At 59.6% G+C, this 21,391-nt stretch carries 17 protein-coding genes; 5 read left to right on the plus strand and 12 right to left on the minus strand.

All coding sequences use genetic code 11. The features are described 5' to 3' along the window. Positions 1–203: 203 nt before the first annotated feature. From E4K09_RS26160 to E4K09_RS29520, 5 genes are all read right to left on the minus strand, one after another. Positions 204–2,435 (minus strand): xanthine dehydrogenase family protein molybdopterin-binding subunit, encoded by a 2,232-nt coding sequence (locus E4K09_RS26160; protein WP_134500570.1) that lies wholly within the window; start codon positions 2,433–2,435, stop codon positions 204–206. Beyond that, the gene (locus E4K09_RS26165) at positions 2,432–3,415 is read right to left on the minus strand and encodes an FAD binding domain-containing protein (RefSeq protein ID WP_134500571.1); all 984 of its coding nucleotides are present in this window, start codon (positions 3,413–3,415) and stop codon (positions 2,432–2,434) included. The genes E4K09_RS26160 and E4K09_RS26165 overlap by 4 nt, the downstream gene beginning before the upstream one ends. A 4-nt stretch (positions 3,416–3,419) precedes the next feature. Continuing rightward, positions 3,420–4,001, minus strand: coding sequence for a (2Fe-2S)-binding protein (locus E4K09_RS26170; protein ID WP_134500572.1), 582 nt, complete (start codon positions 3,999–4,001; stop codon positions 3,420–3,422). Positions 4,002–4,219: 218 nt separating this feature from the next. Then, on the minus strand, positions 4,220–4,966 hold the full coding sequence (locus E4K09_RS26175) for a hypothetical protein (RefSeq protein WP_134500573.1): 747 nt from the start codon (positions 4,964–4,966) through the stop codon (positions 4,220–4,222). A 101-nt stretch (positions 4,967–5,067) separates the two neighbouring features. Continuing rightward, positions 5,068–5,241 carry a hypothetical protein gene (locus E4K09_RS29520; protein WP_166802527.1) on the minus strand — a complete coding sequence of 58 codons (174 nt, stop codon included), beginning with the start codon at positions 5,239–5,241 and terminating at the stop codon, positions 5,068–5,070. Positions 5,242–6,309: 1,068 nt separating this feature from the next. Here E4K09_RS29520 and E4K09_RS26185 point away from each other — a divergent pair. The 4 genes from E4K09_RS26185 to E4K09_RS31190 all read left to right on the plus strand — a co-directional run bounded on the left by E4K09_RS26185 (position 6,310) and on the right by E4K09_RS31190 (position 10,226). Continuing rightward, positions 6,310–7,491 carry an acyltransferase family protein gene (locus tag E4K09_RS26185; protein WP_134500575.1) on the plus strand — a complete coding sequence of 394 codons (1,182 nt, stop codon included), beginning with the start codon at positions 6,310–6,312 and terminating at the stop codon, positions 7,489–7,491. A 997-nt stretch (positions 7,492–8,488) separates the two neighbouring features. After that, positions 8,489–8,782 (plus strand): hypothetical protein, encoded by a 294-nt coding sequence (locus tag E4K09_RS26190; protein WP_134500576.1) that lies wholly within the window; start codon positions 8,489–8,491, stop codon positions 8,780–8,782. Between the two features lie 409 nt (positions 8,783–9,191). Further along, a complete protein-coding gene (locus E4K09_RS26195; RefSeq protein WP_134500577.1) occupies positions 9,192–9,614 on the plus strand; it encodes an SET domain-containing protein in 423 nt (140 codons plus the stop codon). Between the two features lie 429 nt (positions 9,615–10,043). Then, entirely contained in the window at positions 10,044–10,226 is a 183-nt protein-coding gene (locus tag E4K09_RS31190) for a hypothetical protein (protein WP_425293887.1), read from the plus strand. On the opposite strand, the gene E4K09_RS30530 is transcribed toward E4K09_RS31190, so the two are convergent. After that, a complete protein-coding gene (locus E4K09_RS30530; protein WP_244610700.1) occupies positions 10,214–10,579 on the minus strand; it encodes a hypothetical protein in 366 nt (121 codons plus the stop codon). The genes E4K09_RS31190 and E4K09_RS30530 overlap by 13 nt on opposite strands. A gap of 373 nt (positions 10,580–10,952) precedes the next feature. Here E4K09_RS30530 and E4K09_RS26205 point away from each other — a divergent pair, with 373 nt between their 5' ends. Then, entirely contained in the window at positions 10,953–11,261 is a 309-nt protein-coding gene (locus tag E4K09_RS26205) for a hypothetical protein (RefSeq protein ID WP_134500579.1), read from the plus strand. Between the two features lie 93 nt (positions 11,262–11,354). On the opposite strand, the gene E4K09_RS26210 is transcribed toward E4K09_RS26205, so the two are convergent. The 6 genes from E4K09_RS26210 to recD2 all read right to left on the minus strand — a co-directional run bounded on the left by E4K09_RS26210 (position 11,355) and on the right by recD2 (position 21,129). Beyond that, positions 11,355–13,646: a putative bifunctional diguanylate cyclase/phosphodiesterase gene (locus E4K09_RS26210; RefSeq protein WP_134500580.1), complete on the minus strand. Its 2,292-nt coding sequence runs from the start codon at positions 13,644–13,646 to the stop codon at positions 11,355–11,357. Positions 13,647–13,834: 188 nt separating this feature from the next. Continuing rightward, the gene (locus E4K09_RS26215; RefSeq protein ID WP_134500581.1) at positions 13,835–14,821 is read right to left on the minus strand and encodes an ABC transporter permease; all 987 of its coding nucleotides are present in this window, start codon (positions 14,819–14,821) and stop codon (positions 13,835–13,837) included. Continuing rightward, on the minus strand, positions 14,818–15,915 hold the full coding sequence (locus E4K09_RS26220; protein ID WP_134500582.1) for an ABC transporter permease: 1,098 nt from the start codon (positions 15,913–15,915) through the stop codon (positions 14,818–14,820). Before E4K09_RS26220 ends, E4K09_RS26215 begins: the two co-directional genes overlap by 4 nt. Then, positions 15,908–17,437: a sugar ABC transporter ATP-binding protein gene (locus E4K09_RS26225; RefSeq protein ID WP_134500583.1), complete on the minus strand. Its 1,530-nt coding sequence runs from the start codon at positions 17,435–17,437 to the stop codon at positions 15,908–15,910. The genes E4K09_RS26220 and E4K09_RS26225 overlap by 8 nt, the downstream gene beginning before the upstream one ends. 74 nt (positions 17,438–17,511) lie before the next feature. Continuing rightward, positions 17,512–18,642 carry a sugar ABC transporter substrate-binding protein gene (locus tag E4K09_RS26230; protein ID WP_134500584.1) on the minus strand — a complete coding sequence of 377 codons (1,131 nt, stop codon included), beginning with the start codon at positions 18,640–18,642 and terminating at the stop codon, positions 17,512–17,514. A gap of 288 nt (positions 18,643–18,930) precedes the next feature. Continuing rightward, positions 18,931–21,129: an SF1B family DNA helicase RecD2 gene (gene recD2 / locus E4K09_RS26235; protein WP_134500585.1), complete on the minus strand. Its 2,199-nt coding sequence runs from the start codon at positions 21,127–21,129 to the stop codon at positions 18,931–18,933. Between the last annotated feature and the right edge of the window lie 262 nt (positions 21,130–21,391).

Below are 21,391 nucleotides of genomic sequence, written 5' to 3' on the forward strand. Positions count from 1 at the left end.
GCCGGATCCGAGAACTGCACTGGCCGCTTGGCTAAGATGCACAGGCAGCAGGCTCCTGCTGCACCGCCTCCTCCTTCTGTTCCTGCGTCGCAATCCTGGCTGCCTTCCCGCGGGACTAGAGCTGTTTCCACTTGCGTGGAATCATCTCTTCCTGGGTGTGCCGCATTTTTCGGCGAACCGGATCCACTTCGCCGAAAAATACTCTAGAGGAGCTTGTCGGGAAGAATGGGGAAGTCGCGAATGCGTCTGCCCGTGGCGTGGTAGACGGCATTGCCGATGGCGGGAGCGACCCCACAGATTCCCAGTTCCGCGACGCCCTTCACTCCCAGCGGATTGAAGATCCTATCCTCGCTCTCCACGAAGAATGCATCGAGTTCCCGGATATCGGCACAGACCGGCACGAGGTACTCGGCGAGATTGCTGTTCATGACCCGCCCGAAGCGCTCGTCCCATTCCGCCTGCTCCAGAAGTGCCATGCCGATGGCCCCGACCATTCCGCCAATACACTGGCTGTGAGCTGTCTTGGGGTTGACGACCCGCCCGATGTCGTAGGCGCCGATGACGCGGTGAACGCGGACGGTGCCGAGGTCCGGATCCACACGCACCTCCGCGAACACGGCTCCGAAGGCGCAGCTCGAGTAAGTTTTACTCTCCTGGCCCGGAGCCGAGGTCCCATGCCCGACGATCTTGTCGAGCTTGAGCTCGCGCAGAAGCTTTTCAAAAGGCACCATCTCTCCGCCGCCGCGCCTGACGGCACCTCCGTCGCGCCATTCAAGGTCGTCGGCACTCAGACCGGCAAAGGGGCCGCTCAGATCCGCCCCGATCACATGCGAAAGATCATCCAGCAAGGCCCGGCAGGCGGCCTCGACAGCCGTTCCGACGCTGGCAAGCGTGATCGAGCCGCCATGCACGGGCGCGAACGGCATATCGGTATCGCCGAGTTCGAAGCGGACGGCCTCCAAGGGCAACCCGAGAGCATCGGCGGCTACCTGTGTCATCGACGTGTAGGTGCCCGGCCCCATGTCGGATGCAGCCGTGCGGATGAGCGCCGTTCCATTCGAGAACAGCGTCGCCTCGGCAGATGCCTTGGAACGGTGGGCTGGGTAGGCCGCCGTCGCCATGCCATAGCCGACCAACTGCCCGTCCGCCCGCATGGAGCGCGGCTCCGGGTTGCGTCCGGCCCAGCCGAACCGCTCCGCCCCGATGCGGTAACACTCCCGCAACTCCTTGCTCGACCAGGGAAGATCCTTGTGCTGATCCTTCTCGGCATAGTTCTTGAGGCGCAGCGCGATGGGATCCATGCCAAGCGCCACCGCGAGTTCATCCATGGCCGTCTCGTGGGCCAGCAGCCCTGTGGCGACGCCCGGTCCGCGCATGGGGCAAGGCGAGTTGGTGTTCATCTCGACCAGGCGATAGCGGGTGCGCACATTCGGGCACGCATAGGTATTGCGCGCCGGGTCGAGGGTCACCTCCGCATATTCCTCGTAATCCGAGATCTGGGTCCAGGCCTCCTGAATGATCGCCGTGAGCGTGCCGTCCCGTTCGGCTCCCAACGCCACCCGTTGTTCCGTGTGGGGCCGGAAGCCCACGGAGGTATAGAGTTCGCGGCGGGTCAGCTCGACCCTGACGGGCCGCCTTACGACTTTGGCCGCAAGGGCTGCGACCGTCACATGGGGCCATGTTCGCAACGCCGACCCGAAGGCGCCGCCGACGAAGGGGGACACCACCCGAATCGCATCCTCGTGGATGCCGAACACATGGGCGATCTCCTTCCGGTCGTTATCGACCCATTGCGTCTTGTCGTAGAGGGTCAGGAAATCACCGTCCCAAAGGGCAATCGTAGCGTGCGGTTCGATGGCGTTGTGGTGCTCACGGGGCTGGATGTAGGTGGCGTCCACTTTCACCGGTGCGGCAGCAAACGCCGCATCCGCATCTCCCATTTGGGTTTCGGCCGGACGGCCGGCCTTCTCGTTCCCGGAGCTCGGACGCTGGCCTCTGTCGAGCTCGAACCGGGTGAAGGCTTCGTCTTCCTCGTAAGCGACATTCACCAGACTCGCGGCATGGGTCGCCTGCTCCAGCGTCTCTGCCACCACGACCGCAACAGGCTGCCCGTTGAAGTGAATCTTCGGCCCCTGGAAGACCTGCAGCTGGTCGCCCGACTGCGCGTCGACCTGGGGGCGCTGAGACATGCGCCTGTAGGGAAGGCGCGGTGCGTTCTCGTGCGTGATGACGGCATGAACGCCCGGAGCCCGCCTTGCAGCCTCATCGTCGATCGCCGCGATGGTTCCATTCGGCACCGTGCTCAACACCAACGCGGCATGCAGCATGTCGGGGATATCGAATTCGGCGGCATAGCGGGCATGGCCCGTGACCTTCAGCGGACCGTCCACACGGCTGACAGGCTGGCCCACGGATGGGGTGAGGGGCGCATTCATGCCAGACCTCCGATCTGAAGCAGAGCCCGTTCAACGGTCCGCCGGAGCAGCGTGACCTTGAAGGCGTTTTGCCCGCGCGGCTCCGCGCCATCTGCGGAGCACTCACCCGCGGCCCGAGCAAGAGCCTGGTCCAGGCGTTGGTTGACCAGCATGTCCTCCACGTGCCGCAGGCGCCAGGGCTTCGTCCCGACCCCACCGACCGCGACCCGGGCGTCCAGGATCACGTCGTCGTGCAGGCCCAGGGACACGGCAGCGGAGGCGAGCGACCACTCGAATGTGGTCCTGTCCCGAACCTTCAGATAATGCGAGCGTCGTCCCGCAGCAGCGAGCGGGATCCAGATCGCCGTGATCAGGTCGCCAGGCTTGAGCACCGTCTCGATATGAGGCGTGTCGCCCGGAAGCTGATGCAGGTTCTCGACCAGAATCGTGCGCTCACCTGTCGGACCTGTGACCATCAACTCGGCATCGACCGCCACAAGAGCCACGGCGAGATCTCCAGGATAGGCTGCGATGCAGTGATCACTTCCGCCCAAAATGGCATTGACGCGGTTCTGCCCGTCCAGCGCCGAGCATCCGGACCCTGGCACGCGCTTGTTGCAAGGCGTTGTCGCATCGCGAAAGTAAAGACAGCGGGTTCGTTGAAGCAGATTTCCCCCGACCGTTGCCATGTTGCGGACCTGGGGCGAGGCCGACTCGTACAGAGCTCTCGAAACGACCGGAACACGTTCACGGATCACGGGATCGTCCGCCACATCGGAAAGCCGGGCCATCGCGCCGATCCGGATCCCATCGATGGCCACGGAGACATCATCGAACGCGATGCCGTTGATGTCGACGAGCTCCAAGGGCGCAACGATGCCCTCCTGCAAAAGCTGAATCATGTCGGTGCCACCCGCGATGTACTCGGCACCCTGCCCTTCGGCGGTTCGGCGGATTGCAGCTTCCGGAGTCGCGACGGCGATATAGGACAAAGGGACCATGACGCTATTCCCCCTTCTCGGCATCCTGCCGGATCGCCTCGACGGCCTGCCGCATGGCTTCAGGCGCGTCGACCCCCTGCACGAGAGCATCCTTGATGGCCTTGACGATATTGGTGTAGGCGCCGCACCGGCACAGATTGCCGCTCATATTCTCCCGGATTTCATCGTCAGATCGGGTTCGGCCCTCCTGGATCAAGCCGATGGCCGACATGATCTGACCCGGGGTGCAATAGCCGCACTGAAATCCGTCGTGCTCGACGAAAGCCTTCTGGAGCGGATGCAGCTCGCCGTCGCCGATTCCTTCTATCGTGGTGATCGACTTGCCCTGGTTCATAACAGCCAAGGTTAGGCATGACACGACACGGCGGCCATCGACGAGCACCGTGCAGGCGCCGCATTGACCGAGGCCGCACCCCTTCTTCGTTCCCGTCAGATGAAGCCGGTCCCGCAGCGCATCAAGGAGCGTCGTGCGTGCATCGACCTGGAGCTGACAGCTCTCGCCGTTGATGGTCAGGGCAATTGAGGCGGCATGCTGAGGATAGGCAGCTTCACTTTGACGAACCTGCCCTTCGTCGATTTCAAGCATTGGTTTGTTCCCCACGCGGTCGTCTGATCAACTCCTATTAACCAGCCCGGCAGGAGAGAGTTGCCAGAAGCCCCGACGTTGATCCGGCTCACGATGAGATCCGCCCTGGGCAAGGCGGGGGAAGCGTAGCGCCGCACGATGCACGGACGCATCCTTCTCGAGAGAAACAGTATCTCGGCGGCCCCTTCGCAAGTCCGTTGAGGACTGACGCTGAATGATCACGAGATGGGCTCGTCCGCGCCGCTCTCGCTCGGGGACAGCAGGACGGCGCGGCGCCTGGCCCGCTCCGTCGCTTCCTCGGCGCACTTGTCAAGGTGAGCCGCCCTGTTGATCACCTGGAGGTTGGGCACACCCCAGAAGGCGAGCAGCTCAGGCCATGACAGCAGGCGATGCTCCGACCAGACAGCGTAGAGTGGAACACGGTGATCCACCTCGGCGCTCCTGAGCAGACGTCGGCCTGTCCTGGCGCATTTCCTCCCTTGGCGCCTTTTCAGCGCTTTCAGGTGATCGGCCGGCGAAGTCCAAAGCTGCCACGCGACAACGCAGGCGGCATGCCAGGTGGCATTCCGGTTCGGCTTCCCGTCGCCCCAGAGATCCCGATGCCATCCCAGTCTGTAAACCGGTTGGCCGCAGACACAGCAATGCCCCGATCCCCGGGCGAAGGCTGCCTCCCGGTAAGGCGCCGGCGGCGTGCGGAAGGATAGGGCCACGCCGGATGTCTTGTCCGATCCGATACGCCACTGCCAGCCTGCAGGCTGGCCACTTCGGGCCGAGAGAGCCCGCGCCAGCCGATCGGCCAGGAGAGGGCGATGTCGCCAGTACGACTCCACCGCCCGCCGCTGGGTCGGCGGGATCAGGGGCTGTCGGAGCGCGTGAGAGAGCACGCAGGGCGGAAAAAATTCGGTGAGGCGCTTCTCCAGGCGGACACGTGCCTTCTGATTTTTCTCGTCACGCCAGCTTGCCATCCCGGATCGGCCGTCTCATGTGAATCGAAGCCGAAGCTGTAGCGCCAGTTCGGATTTGGGGGAAGCATGCTATCGCGACCGACTTGGCGCATTGTCCAGGTTTACCGTCTTTTGATCCTGTCAAGGGCCCACCCCAGGAGGCCCAGGATCGCCACTCCGGCTCCAAATCCGAGGCCGGCTCCCCACGGCACGCCAACCGAGCCCATCACGACATGTCCGAGGATGGCTCCCGCCACGAACAGCACGAGAGGCGCCAGGCAGCCAATTCCTATCATCCCCTGTGACTCCATCCATTCTTATCGATCACTCAGCCATACCGGAAGGAGCCGAGGATGCTATCGTCACATCGATCGCGTGGCCGGATCGAGAGATACGTGAGGGTGCAAGATGACCCGTCCGTCTCACAATGCCTGCCACGAGAGGCAAATTGTTGCGAATTGACGAGTACCCCGGATGCGGAAAGCTCAGAAAAGAGGATATCTCCCGAGCACCCAAGGCCCAACGGATGGCTCGCTCCCGGTCGCTCGCTAGCAGGATCTCTTTCATGAAGCATATGGCTTACTGAACCGACATCCGCCTACATGTCCCATCAGTTTGAGCTTTGTTCAGGAGGGTGTTCCGGGGGTATGCGACCATCCAATACGTTGTCGCCTGTGTGCTGCAAGACAGCTCGGAGCCTACACTCCTACCGTCAGGTATAACCCCTTAGATACAGCTCTCACATTCCGAGCAAACAATCACCCGTTGTAGTAATAGACGGTATTATCCCCATAAGTAAGCCTACCCCCCGACGCTGCCGCTGATTCTTTCAAGATGGAGGGCTCCGAATACCGAGGGATGGTGCAGTCCAACGAGAATAGATCAGGATGCCTTGAGCGTGTTGGATCCGATGCCGATCTTCCGCAAATCTGCCTTTTGGCTTCGTGCTGGCGCTTATCTTTATCATGGTTCTAAGTCCGGCAATCGCTCTACTGGCAATCGTCGTGAAGATCACAGGTCCCGGGCAAGTCCTGTTTTGCCAGTTGCGAAACGGCTCACGCCGGAAGGAATCTCCGATCTGACGCTTTGTTCCACGAGATTCTTCGTGAGATCCGCACTATCGAGCTGCACCAAGGGATTATCGTGCCAACCCATCAAGCGCATGTTACGGCGAACAAGCCTCACCGAACCGCCGTGAGTAGTCGAGGTGTTACACGGGGAATGCCGCTGTTGGTCCAAACCGCTTCATGAACGGGGTTCTCCGCTTGCCGATCGCTTCGGCACGCCTCTGAGATAGCGGGCCTGCCCAAGTGTGAGACGCATTCGACGAGGCGCATTGCGACGCAGAAACAAGGAGCTGCACCATGGAAGAAAGGCATCGGGATGCGATAAATTTTCTACGTCTCCTTCTGGTGATTGGTCTCGTTTTCCTGCACTACGGCAACTTCCCGGGCTCGGTCACCTCCCCCTTCGATGGCTTCACGGGCTTTGACAAAGAGCACGCGCTCGCGACATTCGTGAACATCTATTTCGTTTATCTCTTCTATAGTTCCGTACCGCTCCTGGGCGCGATATCAGGCTACCTGTTCTTCAGAAACTGGAGGCCTGGAATCGAATTCTACTGGAAGCGGATCAGGAGTCGGACGTTCTCGATCCTTCTTCCCATGATCTCCTGGTGCGCAATCGTCCTCGTCGTCTTCTTTGTTATCCGGATGATCTCACCCAACTCCGGGTTCCTGATTTTGATAGACAACTACAATCTGGATGATCTCGGTTTCACTCAGCTCGTCAACGCACTCGCGGGCATCACTCGCCGCCCCGTCAATTTCCAGTTCTGGTTTCTGCGTGACCTCTTCCTAACGGTTCTCTGCACTCCTCTCCTAGGTCTTATCCTTCGGAGGATCCCCTACATTGGGCTTGCTGCCATCGGGCTGATCTGGCTCTTCGACTTCGATGTACCGGTCTTTTTCCGAAACGACGTGCTCTTCTTCTTCTATCTCGGCGGCGTGATTCAGAGCCGCAACTGGAACCTTGATTTCATTCCCCCGAAGGCAGCAATTGCCGCGATGGTGGTTTACCTGATCGTTGTCGGCATGAGGACTGTCGCACCAGCCTTCGTGACGGAGAGCACCGTGCTCGGCTATATTGTTCTGGAGCCTCTGACTCGTTTGATGCGGCTGCTCGGCGTCTATGCCTTCTGGGGTTGCGCGCCCTTCCTGATGCGAACCTTTATCGGACGGCAGATCGTGACCTGGGGTGCGCTCGCATTCTTCCTGCACGCCATTCACTGGCCGCTGAATCATTTCGTCAAGGATGGCCTTGCGGTACTCCTGCCACCTCAAGGAGATGCTGGCTTGATCGCGAATTACTTCGGTACGACGTTCCTCACTCTCGTTATATCGTTCGCGGCTGCTTGGTTGCTCAACAGAACCTTCCCGTCCCTCTTCTCCCACTTGAGCGGCGGCCGCGAGTTCAATGCATCAGACCGCAAGAATGCTTCTCGGGCAGCGATTTCTTCGCAGCAGAACCCCGTGGCGAGTTCCTAGATGCGGGGTCGAGGTGATTGTTTGTTTGGCGCAGGGAATTCTATAGCATAGGGAGGACTGCTCCCTCGACCTTGGCCCCCGGCGCACTCTTCAAGAGCAGGTGCCCCTCGTCTCGCTATGCCCGCCACGAAGAGGCAAATGACCTCTTGGCGAGGTTGTACTCCGCCACACTGGCAAGAGGCCTTGATTGTAATGGGCCGCCGACCAGCACGCAGCTGAGCCCAATGCTCTGGTTCAGAGTTGGTGCGACGCCGAACCAGCGAAGCGTCCGATGTGCAGGTCTCGCAAGAGACAGGGCGCGGCACCGCGCCAGCGGACACAAAAACCCATCAATCCTGTCCCCATGTTTAACTTGGAAGCAGAGTTCAAAGACGGTTGCTTGTTGTTGGAGGGGCGACAGGATGGTGTTAGTCTGCCAAGATTGTCGACGACAAGGGTAATGGGTTGGCTGTCGATTTAGCAATATCTCTGCTTGCTGTGGCTCTCGGCTCACTAGGTATGCTTCTGCTGCTTTTCCTGGGATTCGGCAGGACCACAGACTCGGAGCCAGAGAACGCTGCCGATCTTATTCTGGACCCAGAAGATCCAGCATCCACCGCTGCTATGGACGGCCCCTTCATCTCAATGCCTGAGCATCTCAAGACGGCCGATAGCATGATCGCCTGGATGACAAGGGATCTGCCTAGACTGACGGCTGAGTCTCAGAAATCCCGTTCATAAAGGCACAAAGATCTATGTCATGGCCTATGAAAGACTGACATCTTGTTGCCAAGCCACATCGCGACCGGCAAGCGCTGAGACGTTCGCTAGACGGGATAACCAACAAATCTTCTCATGCCGAGGATCATCCTAACGGGGTATATCACAGCCTCTCATAGAGGCCGTGACTAGCCAAGAAGTATCAAGTACCACCGGAAGTGTTGCGGAACGCCTGATCACACTCCTATTCTCCCTCGCCTAAAAACTATTGCTTAAGGTTCCACCAGCGAGGCAAGCCATGGAGCATATGCTCAAGTCTGAAACGCAGACGATCGCGGACACTTATCCAGCGCTCCTTAGTTCAGAGGCACAAGCAAAACTGCACTACCTTTTGAATGTTCTGGAAAACATGGATCAAAGGATCGCGCTGGAACTCGAGCGGGTCAATAGAAGCTCCGCCGAGGAGGAACTGAAGGACTTCGTGCGGCAGGACATTCTGGGCCATCATGAGGCAAGTCGCCTTCCTTTCGTTCAAGCCGTTGAAGACTTGCGCGTTCAGTACCGGGCCTCTGTCGCGGACAGCAGTGACTAATTTGCCTTTCTGACGCTGAGACATCGCTCGTTACCCGGCGTTGGTTTGCCAGAGCGCAGGCGGGGTTATCTCCGCCTGCGCTCTCCGTTTTGCCGTTCAAGCAACGTTGCGTGGAGCGTCATAGTCGCTCGGCCGAGCTTCTTAAACGCGAGTCGGGATGCCTATGGCGCCCGGCCAATCACAAGCACATCGCCTTCTTGGAATCATTGGCTGCCCCTACAATGGCCTGTCAGCCTTCGCTGAAATGACGCTGTTCGTGGGAACACATCTCAGGAGCGTCTCACTGCCCTTTGGGGGCTCCTCCTCTCCTGGCGCGCTTGGCGGCTCATCCGTTCTTCGAACTTGATCAATTGCAGAACGTTTGACAGACACTTGCGTGTTTTTAAAAGAACCGGAGCATTCACGGTCCATGAGAGTCATAGCGTTGCAGGAGCCTTTTCGCGTCAGGCGGTCTGAAACCGGCCTTGGCCTGTTCGCAACTGAAGTGATCGAGAAGGGGGCGTTCATCATTGAGTACCTGGGCCCAAAGATCTCGAATGAAGAGGTCCAGCGTCGCCGGAACACCCGTTATCTGTTCGAGATCAACAGCCGCTGGACAATCGACGGTTCACCGCGTTGGAACACGGCCCGCTACATCAATCACGCCTGCCGGCCGAATGCTGAAGCCGTAGTCTCGCGCGGGAGGATCCGCATCAAGGCCATCAAGCGCATCAAGCCAGGTGACGAAATCACCTACAACTATGGCAAGAACTATTTCGAAACGTTCATCAAGCCGATCGGATGTAAGTGCCTGACCTGCAGAAGAACGAAGCCAAGGCAAATGAAGGCTTAAGACCTTACATAAATAGCCCTTTCTCCGACTACAGGACCCCCAACAGCATCGTTGTCAGGATCCAAGAGACAGCCAATAAAGTCGAGGTCTCCCAAGGTTAACTCAGACCCGAGAAGCAGGAAGAGCAACAGAAACCAGCCTCGGGGAGAAGGCCTGTATTGAACCGGACTCTCGGAAGTTTTCAGGGTAAAAACTGATTGTCCTTGCGACGACTCACGTCCTCTTTGTCTTTTTCTTCTTGACTGAAGGAATGTGCCGCTCGTACGCGCCGCAGGTAATACCGGACTGGCTTTTCGCGTCACTGATCCTGCCTAGGATGGGCTTTGTTTTACGGCATGTGAATGACGACAATGACTTTGCCGTTGCGCTTAATACGCATTCACGGGCACGGATATCGTTGCCCTTGCCTCCACCGCAATGGAGAAGCTGATGTCAGGAGGATACATCCAGTCCAGAAGCCTTGTGGGATTCGCCCGTTCCGGCATTGCCATTGCCGCCCGTTCAGGCTCGTCACGGGTTCGTATCGACAGCGAGGAGGCGGTGAGGCAAGCTGTTCTCGCTGCAAGGAGCATCTGCTATTCTACAGGACCCAGTGGCGATCACGTCATCTGACTGTTGGACAGGTGGGGCATCGCCGGACCAGTGTCGCAGCGCCGGGTCCAGGCTCCTCCAGGAGTGCCGGTCGGCGCCGCGTAGCAAGCGGGGAAGCAGAACTCGGTTCTCAATAATTGATTGAGCTTCTTCGTGTCGCCGGCATCGAAATCCTCGGCCCTTTTCCTCCGCAGATTCAAGCCTTGATTCTGTTCGCCGTCGGCATCTCGAGAACGGCCTCCCAGCCGGCGGAAGCGCGTGCCTTCATCGAATACCTGAACTCGTCCGAGTCTGAAGCGACAAAGCGCCGGAATGGCATGGAGCCGGCATGATCCTCGGATCGGTCTGTTGAGGCAATCGATGCTCCGGCTCATAGAGCTTTCTTTCAGGTCACTGAACCAGGATCTGCGACGAAGCTGACCACAAGTGAGGCATGGCAGGACGGTCGATCTCAGCGCGGGTGGAGGCAGACCTCCACTGAGCCAAGCTCTGCGATTGCCCATGCAGACGACATGAATCCGGCCGACACCATCATATCGGGAGCCTGTTACCGAGGACTGGATCAAACCGCCTGAAGTCGCTGATTGAAAGGATATCTTCGGATCCTAGTATCCCGTGCCTTGAACCCTTACGAACTCTACCTACCTTGGTAGGGACCCTGATCCGGGCCCCTCTGGCGTAAGCTGTGCCCACACTTACGTGATGTCGGATCGTATCTGATCTGACTGTCGGGAATGGGAGGTGGACATGTTCCACGAGATTTTGGCTTTCATCGTCAATTTGCTGATTGTTGATCCACTACAGGCTGAGATGGACAAACGTCTCGCCGAGGCACGCGCGCCTCAGGCGGTCATTGCGGATGTCAGAGCCTGCGCCGATGCTGCACTCCCAATCCTTACTGATCGTGCGGTGAGTGAACCGGGCTGGGTTGCGACTACGGCTTTGGATGTCTGGCTGGGTCGTACCGCCCCCGAGGATGTACTCACGACCATAGCACCGCGGTGCAACGCTCCGGTTAGAGCGGCTAAGGGATATCTTCAGGGGCAGTCGACTTAGTGCTTGAACAGAGACAACAGAGCGGTTCGTCTTGGAACTGCTCATTGCTGTGTATCCAAGGTTGCTGGCAGTCTCAATGATCCGGCCCAGGTGCTAAGCTATGGCTCGGGCTGCAAACTGATCGTCTCTTGCATTCTGCTGAGCCTTTCGAAGATTCGCGATGAAATCTGCGATGGCTTCCCGGGGCATTGGCTTTGCTATGAGATAGCCCTGGGCTTGGGAGGCGCCGGCCAGTCGCAGAGCGTTGAGTTGCTCTTCGGTCTCGACACCTTCGGCGGTCGTACTCATCTTGAGGTCTTTGGCGAGACCAATGGTGGCTTTGATGATCGCACGGCTGTCCAATGAGTCCATCATTCCCCGCACGAAAGACTGATCAATCTTGATCTTGTCGAACGGAAAACTCCTGAGATAGCTCATTGATGCGTAACCCGTGCCGAAATCATCCAACGAGATCGACGCTCCCAGCCCCTTGAGTCGTTTGAGGGTTGCCGTCGCTTCCTCGGTGAGTTTGACGGATTCCGTGATTTCCAGAACCAGTCGATGAGCCGGCATTCCGGATATGGCCAAGGCCTTTTTAACGCTGGCATAAACGTCCCGCCGCCTGAATTGCACCGGAGAGAGATTGATCGCGACCTTCAACGGGAGATCCCACGTCATGGCCGTCAAGCAGGCTTCCTCGAGCACCCAGTCGCCAATGGGGCCGATGAGACCGGATTCCTCTGCGGTCGGGATGAACTCGAGAGGTGAGATCATTCCTTTCTTGGGGTGTTTCCACCGCACCAGGGCCTCGCACCCCCACATCCGATTGGTCGCCAGATCAAGGATCGGCTGATAGAACAACTCGAATTCCCTGTTCTCATGGGCGGTCTTCAGGGCCCCTTCAAGGGCGCGGCGCTCGATCCGAGAATCCTTGATGTTCGGATCGTATAGCCGGTAGCTGCTCTCGGAATCGGACTTCGCCGCGTAGAGGGCGACATCGGCCGACTTCATGAGTTCGGTCGCAGTCTTGCCGTCAGAGGATGCAAGCGCGACCCCGATGGAAATCCCAACTTCGATTTCCGCGTTGTTGGCAGTGCATGGAAACTTCATGGCGGCTTGCATGGCCATGGCAAGGTCTATGACCTGCTGCCGGCCTTTGATTGGCCTTTGAATGATTGCAAATTCATCGCTGCCAATTCGAGCGATGAAATCGCTCTTTCTGAGACGCTCGCGCAATCGACGTGACACGGTTCGAATGATCTCGTCCCCCGCACCATGCCCGTGAGTGTCATTGATATCTTTGAACCGGTTGAGGTCGAGAAGATACAAAGCGAAATCTGAGCCAGACCTTTGCGATGCCAGGAATGTTCGCTTCAGTTCCTCACTGAAAAGCAGCCTGTTGGGCAGCTTGGTCAGAATATCGTGGCGCGACAGGTAGCTCTCGCTGGCGGCCCTGAGAATGCCGGTTCTGACATGCCTCAGGCCGAGGAGGCTGGCAGTGTCTATTGCGACATCCATGAGATAGGCGATGAAGCGGATCAAGCGAGCTTCAAGGCGGCGTCCGGCCATGAGCTCGGAGATGGTTCTGCTCACCGCTATGCCGGCTGGATAGTTGGCGAGAGGATGAAGCGCGAACAACCGTTCCTTCTCGTCGATCCTGCTCATGTCGCGAACGAGAGTCGGGTTGTTTTTTGCGATCACCCGCTGCAGAGGGGTGTTGGGCTTCCAGAATCGGCGCCCAAGCGCTCCCTGGGCGATCGGGCTATGGGAAAGAACGATGCCGTCACGTCGATAGAGCGTGATCGCCAACGAGCGTGTTCCGAGATGATCCTTGTAAATTCTTTCTAAATGGCTGAGATCGATGGTGGACACGATTATGCCGAGGAAATTTCCTTCGGCGTCGCTGATTTTCCGAGCCAGGGAAAGAACCTTTTTACCGGTTGTCTTGATCGTCATAGGCTCTCCCAGATACGAAAGCAGAGACGCATCCGTCGAGAGAGTCTGAAAATAGGAGGTGTCCGTCACATAGATCGAATCCGAGATCAGGTGGGGATTCGATGAGCCTACGATTCGCCCCCGGCCATTGATGAGATCGATGCGGATGATCTGAGCCAGGGAATGAGCCGCCCCCACCAGAATGGCTTTTGTCGCCTGCGATGCGGAGAAAGCATCTAATTCGCCCGCCTTGAGGCTGGGCTCAGGAATTCTCCCGACGACGTCGCACAGTACATTCTCGATGGCCCGAAAGGTTCCCTCCGTCCGCTCCTGAAGTTCAAGTGCCAGATTCGCCAAATCGCCCTCAGCTCGTGCGAGATCGTCGTTGTATCCGTGCAGGAAGAGGATGGCCGTGCCCATCACCAGAATGGCGGCGAAAAGGCTCAGGAACAGGATCAGATATGCTGACACAGCGCAGTTCGACTCGGATTCTCAAGGGCGATCATCGCCAGTATCCACCGTCAGTTCTCGTTATTTCGTTAATCATGGGCGAAACAGAGTTCGTCTTGAGCCGAAAACGGGATCTCCGCCCTTCCTATGATTTGATCACTTGAACCGCTGCCCGGGTCAGATCCGAACCTCTCCAGCCAAGGCGCGCGTCACCCTGTAACGGTATTTCCGCGCCCGTAAACGAGCAGCATCGCAATGATAACGGTGCCGTAAATGATCTGCCGGCCCGCCTCGGGCATCTGCATGATCGAAAGCACGGAATTGAGGAGCACGATCAGAATAACGCCTAAAAGCGTTCCGAGATAGCGGCCACGTCCGCCAAGGATGTTGGTACCCCCGATGACGACGGCGGCGATCGCCGGCAGCAGATACGCATCTCCCATGCCCTGATAGGCTTTCGTGGAATAGCCCGCCAGAAGAACGCCAGCAAGACCAGACATTGCGCCCGACAGGGCGAACGCGACGAGGATCACGCGGTTCGTCTGGATACCCGAAAGATAGGCCGCCCGCTCCCGGTTGCCGATAGCGTAGATGGCGCGGCCGAGAATGGTGCGCGTCAGGACCACAACGACGACGATCGAAACGACGAGCCAAACGAGGAGCGCGACAGGGATCACGCCGCCGATGCGGGCGACCGCAAGATACTGCATCAGATCTGTGGCTGCCGTCTGCGGGGCAAAGCCGCCCGTGTGGGCTACCATGAGGCCGCGCATCACCGCGTTCACGCCAAGCGTGAAAATCATGGACGGCACCCGCAGATAGGCGACCCCGAGGCCATTGATGGCCCCCACCAGAAGGCCGATCCCAAGTCCGACAGGAAGAGCCCATGCCCCTCCGGCGGCTGTGGCCATCATGGCCGCGGCCGTGAGGGTCCAGGGCACTGAAAGGTCGATGTGGCCGAGAAGGATCACAAGCATGAGGCCGGCCGCCACGATGCCCAGGAAGGATCCCACCTGAAGCTGCTGAAGGAGATACTGCGGCTGCAGGAGCGGCATGCTGCCTTGCGTGAAGAGAGTGTAGCCCGTCCCTACGATCAGGATGAGCAGCACGAAACCGGCCGCGAAGACCACGGGTTTGTCGTCGGGCCCGAGACGATAGGCTTGCGGAGTGTTTCTGGTAGCGGCGGCTCTGGTCACCGGAACACCTCGAGTTTGTTCTTGAGGCGCAGCAGCTTCAGACCGCCGAGGCTCACGGCGGCGAGAAGCACGAGACCCTCGAAGAGCGGCTGGAGGAGGGGTGCGATGTCGAAGATGCGGAAGTTGAACGAAATCGTGCGCAACACCAGGGCGCCGATCACGGAACCGATAGCGCTTCCGGTCCCACCAAGAAGCGATGTGCCGCCGATGACCACCGCCGCGATGGAATTCAGCGTGTAGGCGCCCGCCTGCGGGATGTCGGCATTCCCGGAGGAAGTCTGGAGCGCCAGGAAAAGGCCGCCGAGCCCGGCGAAGAGACCGGCCATGGTAAAGGCCGCGAGCTTCGCCCGATTGATGGGCAGCCCCGACATGTAGGCGGCTCCCTCCGAGGACCCGATGGCATAGACGGTCCGGCCTGTCACGGTGCGGGTGAACGGCACCCAGATCAGCACAACAATGAGGCCGAGAAGGACCAACGGCACCGGGACCCAGGCGAATGGCTGCAGCCACGCCGCCTCGCCGTTCTCGAAAAGGCCGAAGGTCAACGCGAACTCCCTCACGTCGTTCGTCAATGCCCAGGAAAGATCCTCATGCACCTTGCCGCCCGGTGTCGGCCGTAGAATGAGGGCGAAGCCCATGTAGATCGCACTCGTGGCGAGGGTCGCGATGATCGGCTGAATGCGCCCATAAACCACTACACAGCCGTTGATGAAGCCGCAGCTGGCGCTGACTCCAATACAGGTTGCGATACCGAGCGCGATCTCGCTTGGCGTCCCATTGACAAGATGACTGGCAATGCAGCCGGAAAGCGTCATGACGGCGCCCACCGAGAGATCAAGTCCTGCCATGAGAACCGGTACCGTCTGCGCCATCGCGATCAGCGCCAGGGCAAAAGCCTCGTTGGCGTTCTGGATCAGGATCTGCCCTGTAAAGCCGCGGGGATGGTTCGCCTGATAGAAGAGATAGAGAACGATGAAGAGCGCCAGGGCGCCGAGAATGCCTGCCTGCTGTTGCAGCTTCAGGCCGAGGCTGCCTCGCCGGCGTGCGGCATCGCCTGCTTCGGCGGCGTCGCGCGTGAGAACGGCATCAGACATGGGTCGGCTCCCGCTGCTCCACAATGTTCAATGCGCTCGCGATGAGGTTGTGCTCATTGATGGCGTCACCTGCGAGTTCGCGCACGATACGTCCGTCGTACATGACGGCGACCCGATCGCAGCACCCGATGAGTTCCTCGTAATCGGTGGAGTAGAACAGAATGCAGGCCCCAGCCTCCGCGAGTTCGCGCATGAGGCGGTAGATCTCCTGCTTTGTCCCTACGTCGATGCCGCGGGTCGGATCGTTCAGAAGGATCACGTCCGGATTCGTCGCGAGCCACTTGGCGATGACCACCTTCTGCTGATTGCCGCCCGACAGGGTCGAGACCGGATCGCTCGGATCACCAATCTTGATCCGCAGCTGCTCAATGGCTCTCTCCACCGCGGCCCGGGCACGGCCTGCATTGATGAAAGGTCCCCACGAGAGACGGCCAAGCGAGGCCATGGAGAGATTATCGGAGATCGACATCGAGAGGATGAGACCTTCGCTCTTGCGATCCTCCGGCACCAGCGCCAGACGGGCTCTGCCGTTCTTGGCGGCGTTGGGTGACGACGGCGCCACGACGTTGCCCTCGACCATCACCTTTCCGCTCACGCCCCGCAGCACACCAAACAGAGCAAGCAGCAATTCCTTCTGGCCCTGACCATCGAGGCCACCCAGCCCCACGATTTCACCGCGACCGGCCTCGAGCGTCACCCCAGTGAGGCGGTTCTCCCAGGCGAGATCCCGGATCTCGATGAGCGGAGCTGGCCTCGGTCGACTGGGCTTGGGCGGGAACTGCCCTTCGATCTCGCGCCCGATCATGAGGCCGATGATTTCGTCACGGCTCCGCGCGCCCTTGGTGAAGGTCTCCACATGCCGCCCATTGCGAAAGACGGAGCAGCGATCGGCCAGCGCTTCGATCTCATGCATGCGGTGGGAGATGTAGAGAATGCTTAGATTTCTCGCCTTCAGGTCGAAGAGCAGACGGTAAACCCGATCCACATCCTTAGCCGTGAGTGCGGAGGTCGCCTCGTCAAGGATGAGGAGATCCGGGTTTCGGCCGAGCGCCTTCGCGATTTCAACCATCTGTCGGCGGGACAACGGCAAATCAGCCACGCGGCTGGAGGGGTTGATGTCCTCGCAACCAACCCGGGCCAGCAACTCCTCGGAGCGTCGGCGTTGGGCTCGCCCATCGATCAGGCCAAAGCGGTACGGCGGGTTCGACAGGGTGATGTTGTCTGCCACTGTGAGCTCCGGCATCAGCGAGAGCTCCTGAAAGATGCAGACGATGCCGGCCCGGTTGGCTGCCGCGGGATTGGGGAACGCGACCGGAGAGCCCTCGAGCATCATGCGGCCGACATCGGGCTGCACGACACCGGCCATGATCTTCATGAGCGTCGATTTGCCGGCGCCATTCTCTCCGAGAACCGCGTGAATCGAGCCTCGGGCGCATGCGAAATTCACGTCCTGTAGTGCGTGGACGCCTCCATAGCGTTTCGAGACGTTCTCAAGAACGAAGAAAGGCTCAGGCTCGGTCATGGGACCCCTTGGAGGCTCGGGAGGTACTCCTCTCCTGAACGGCAGCAGGAGAGGAGCAGCGGGTCGTCCGTGTCTTACTGGGTGTTCTTGGCGTCCTTCGCCATGATCTCCGGTGCGGTGACGTTCACGCCGCAGGCCGGGAATTCGTTCGCGGCGAAAAAGTTGTCCGAGAGGTTCGACCAGTAATTCACGTTGTCCTTGAGCGTCGTATAATCGACCGCAGGGATCGGCACCGAGATGAGCTGAGGCATCGGGTTGCCTTCAAGCGCCGAGATCGCAGCCTTCATGGAGATCGACACGAGTCCGGGTGACTGGCTGTAGGAGAATCCCTTGAGCCCGGCGCTCGCATGTTGCGCGATGAGCTTGCGGAATCCATTCTCGCCCTCTCCTGCCATAGGCACGAAGGGGTGCTTGGCATCCATCATGGCGCGAACGGAGCCGGTGGACCCGCCTTGGGTGAACACCCCGTCGAACTTGCCGTGCACGGCAATCGCATCGGCAGTGGCTTTCTGGGCGGTGCCGTCATCCCAATTGCCGACGACCTCGACGATCTGGAACTTACCTTCCTTCTCCATCACCTCGCGGAAGCCGAGGTGGCGGTCACGATCGACGGAGTTGCCAGGCAAGCCTCTGACCTCGAGGATCTTGCCGTCCCGTTTCTGACCCAGCTCCTTCAGAAGATGTCGCGCCGAGAGACGGCCGATCTCGAGCTGATCCTCGTTCACCTGCATGACCTTGTCGGTGTCGAGCACATTGTCGAAGGGCACGATGACTACATTGTTGCGGTCGGCCAAGCGAATCACGCGGTCGAATCCATCGGGCGCCACCGCGATCGTGATGATTGCGTCGAAGCCTTGGTTGATGAAATCCTCGATGGCGCCGAGTTGTGCGGCCACATCGGTACCGGTCGAAACAACCTTGAACTCCTTGATCTTCTCCTTGACTCCGGATTGCTCGGCATAAGCCTTGGCGGTCTGGAGCATCTGGATGCGCCAGGTGTTGCCGACGAAACCGTTCACCACCGCAATGCGGTATGGGCCGGGTTTCTTGTCCCATTGCATGTACTTGGTCTGCGCGCTCCAAGGTTTGAAGCAGTTCGGGTCTGGACCCGGGCCGGACACGATCTTAGGTCCGGCAAAGGCGGAGACGGATGAGAGTAGAAAGCCGGCAAAAGCGAGTGCAGACAGGCGAGTGGCGCGTGTCATCTGATCCTCCAGGGCAACGTCCTTCCTAGATCTGGCTCGTCTGGCGCGAGCCTGGATCGATTAACATGTTAGTGCGGGCCTGGAGGTTGGACAAGCAGCCCCATGGGATGCCATGGCAGCCGGCTCGTCCCGTTCTGATAGAAAGAAGTAGCACCTATAGCTGGAGCAACCTGCCACCCTGCAGCGGCGTCAGAAAAGAACGTGTGCGTCAGAGGGAGGGCGATCCATACCTCTCCCGGGCCGGCAAGCGGATGCCGTGAAGATCTGAGCCATCTGCCCCTGAGCGCATCAGGCCGAAGACAGCCACTCCTGCAGCTTGGTCCAACGCCTCTTCGCCTTCCCGCCTTTGACAGTCATGGCGACGGCCTTCTTCTGTCCTATGAGAACGACCAGGCGCTTGCCTCGGGTGACGCCCGTGTAAAGCAGATTGCGAGCAAGCATCGTAAAGTGCTGTGTCACAACTGGAATGATCACCGCCGGATACTCCGACCCCTGGGACTTATGGATCGTGGTCGCGTACGCAGGCACCAAGGTGTCGAGTTCACCGAACGGATACGACACCTCCCGGCCATCGAACGAGGCGATCAGCGCTCCCTCCTCCTCGTCGATCCTGGCGACCGTCCCGAGGTCGCCGTTGAACACCTCCCTGTTGTAATCGTTCTGCGTCTCCATCACACGGTCGCCGGGAGAGAAGCGCCAGCCGAACCGTTCCACCTTGGCGGGAGGATTTGGATTCAGCACCTCCTGAAGCTGGATGTTGAGGTTGCGGGCTCCCAGCACACCTCGATTCATCGGGCAGAGAACCTGGATATCCTTGACCGGATCGAGGCCGAACCGGCGTGGAATGCGGTTCTTGATCATCTCGATGATCTTCGGCACTCCCTCTTCGGGATCATCGATTTCGATAAGGTAGAAGTCGCTGTTCTCTCCTGCCCTGGGTGGCTCCGGCATCTGGCCGTTGTTGATGCGGTGAGCGTTCACCACGATCCGGCTCTCCGCGGCTTGTCGGAAGACCTCGGTCAGACGGGCAACGGGGATACGCCCGGAGGCGATGATGTCGGCCAGCACCTGGCCCGAGCCGACCGAGGGCAACTGATCGACATCGCCGACGAGCAGCAGACCGGCATGGGGCGGGATGGCCTTGGTCAGGGCATTCATGAGCGGCACGTCGACCATGGAGGTCTCGTCCACAACGAGCAGATCACAATCGAGCGGATTCTCTTCGTTGCGCGAGAATCCCCCGTGCTGAGGATCGATTTCGAGGAGGCGGTGAATGGTCTTGGCCTCCAACCCGGTCTGCTCCACCATGCGCTTGGCTGCACGTCCCGTGGGAGCCGCCAACGCTACTTTGACGCCCTTGGCGACGAGCAGGCGCAGGATCGAATCGAGAAGAGTCGTCTTGCCGACCCCCGGCCCTCCCGTCACCACGGCCACCTTGGCGCTGAGCACCAGCGTGAGAGCATCACGCTGTGACGCCGCCAGGGTCTTTCCTGTGCGGCTTTCCACCCAAGGCACCGCCTTGTCGAGATCGATCTCAGGCCAGGGCGCTGGAGCAGATGCCCGCTCGATCAGCCGCGAGGCAATCGCCTTCTCGGCCGAATAGAGCCCTTTGAGAAACAGGCACATCTCCCCGCCGATCGTATCGGAGACAACCTCCCCGTTCGCAAGCTCCTCGGCGATTGCGGTGCGGATCAGCGTCGCATCCACTTCGAGCAATTGTCCTGCCAAACGGGTGAGAGCTTCGACCGGCAGACCGCAATGGCCCTCGTCCGTGGCGGTCTGAAGCGCGAATGAGATGCCCGCCCGGATACGCTGCGGAGCAGTCTTCTCCATGCCGAGCTTGGCTGCAATTGCATCCGCCGTTCGGAAGCCGATCCCGCGGACGTCCTTCGCGAGGCGATAGGGATCCTCGGTCATCACCCGGATGGCCTCATAGCCATAGGTCTTGAAGATGCGCACAGCCCGCGCCGTCCCGACTCCATGGGCGTGCAGGAAGATCATGATCTCCCGCACGGCCCTCTGCTCGGCCCAGCCCGCTACGATCTTCGACGCTCGCCAGGGGCCGATGCCCGGAATCTCGGTCAGACGTTCCGGCTGAGCCTCGATGATCTCGAACGTGTCGGTTCCGAAGGCTGCCACGATCCGTTTCGCCATGGCAGGTCCGATGCCGCGCATCTGACCGGTCGCGAGATACTTCTCGATCCCCTCTGCCCCGGTTGGCGGCGTCGTCTTCAGCACCTCGGCCTTGAACTGCAGACCGTGAATACGATCGCTGACCCACACCCCGCTGGCAGTGATCCATTCGCCTGCAGCAACAGCTGGGGTGTGACCGACCACTGTTACAAGGTCGCGCTTTCCGCGCGCATGCACTTTGAGAACGGCAAAGCCGTTCTCCGCATTATGGAAGGTGACGCGCTCCACCGAACCCGCGAGAGTCTCGAGTGCAGGTCTCTGATCAGCCTGTGGCGGTCGGATCATCTGGTTCATGCTGTCCGCAAGGAATCCCGCTTCTTCGGTTTTATGGTTGTGTGGCACCATTGACGAGAGGATCCCTCGTCTTTTCGCCTTCACCTCTTTCGCCCCAGGAAATCAGCGAAGAAAGGTCATGCCCTGGCTTGACCTTTTGGTATGTTCTGTGTTTGTTCTTTTTGAGGCGCAGACAGGAAAGGTTGGTTAGACGTGCTTCGTACAGGATCAGGCGAAAAGCTCATCGGGCCAGGGAAACCTGAGCAGCAGCCGAAAGACCTGG

It is taken from the genome of Microvirga pakistanensis, assembly GCF_004458765.1.
GTDB lineage: Bacteria > Pseudomonadota > Alphaproteobacteria > Rhizobiales > Beijerinckiaceae > Microvirga > Microvirga pakistanensis.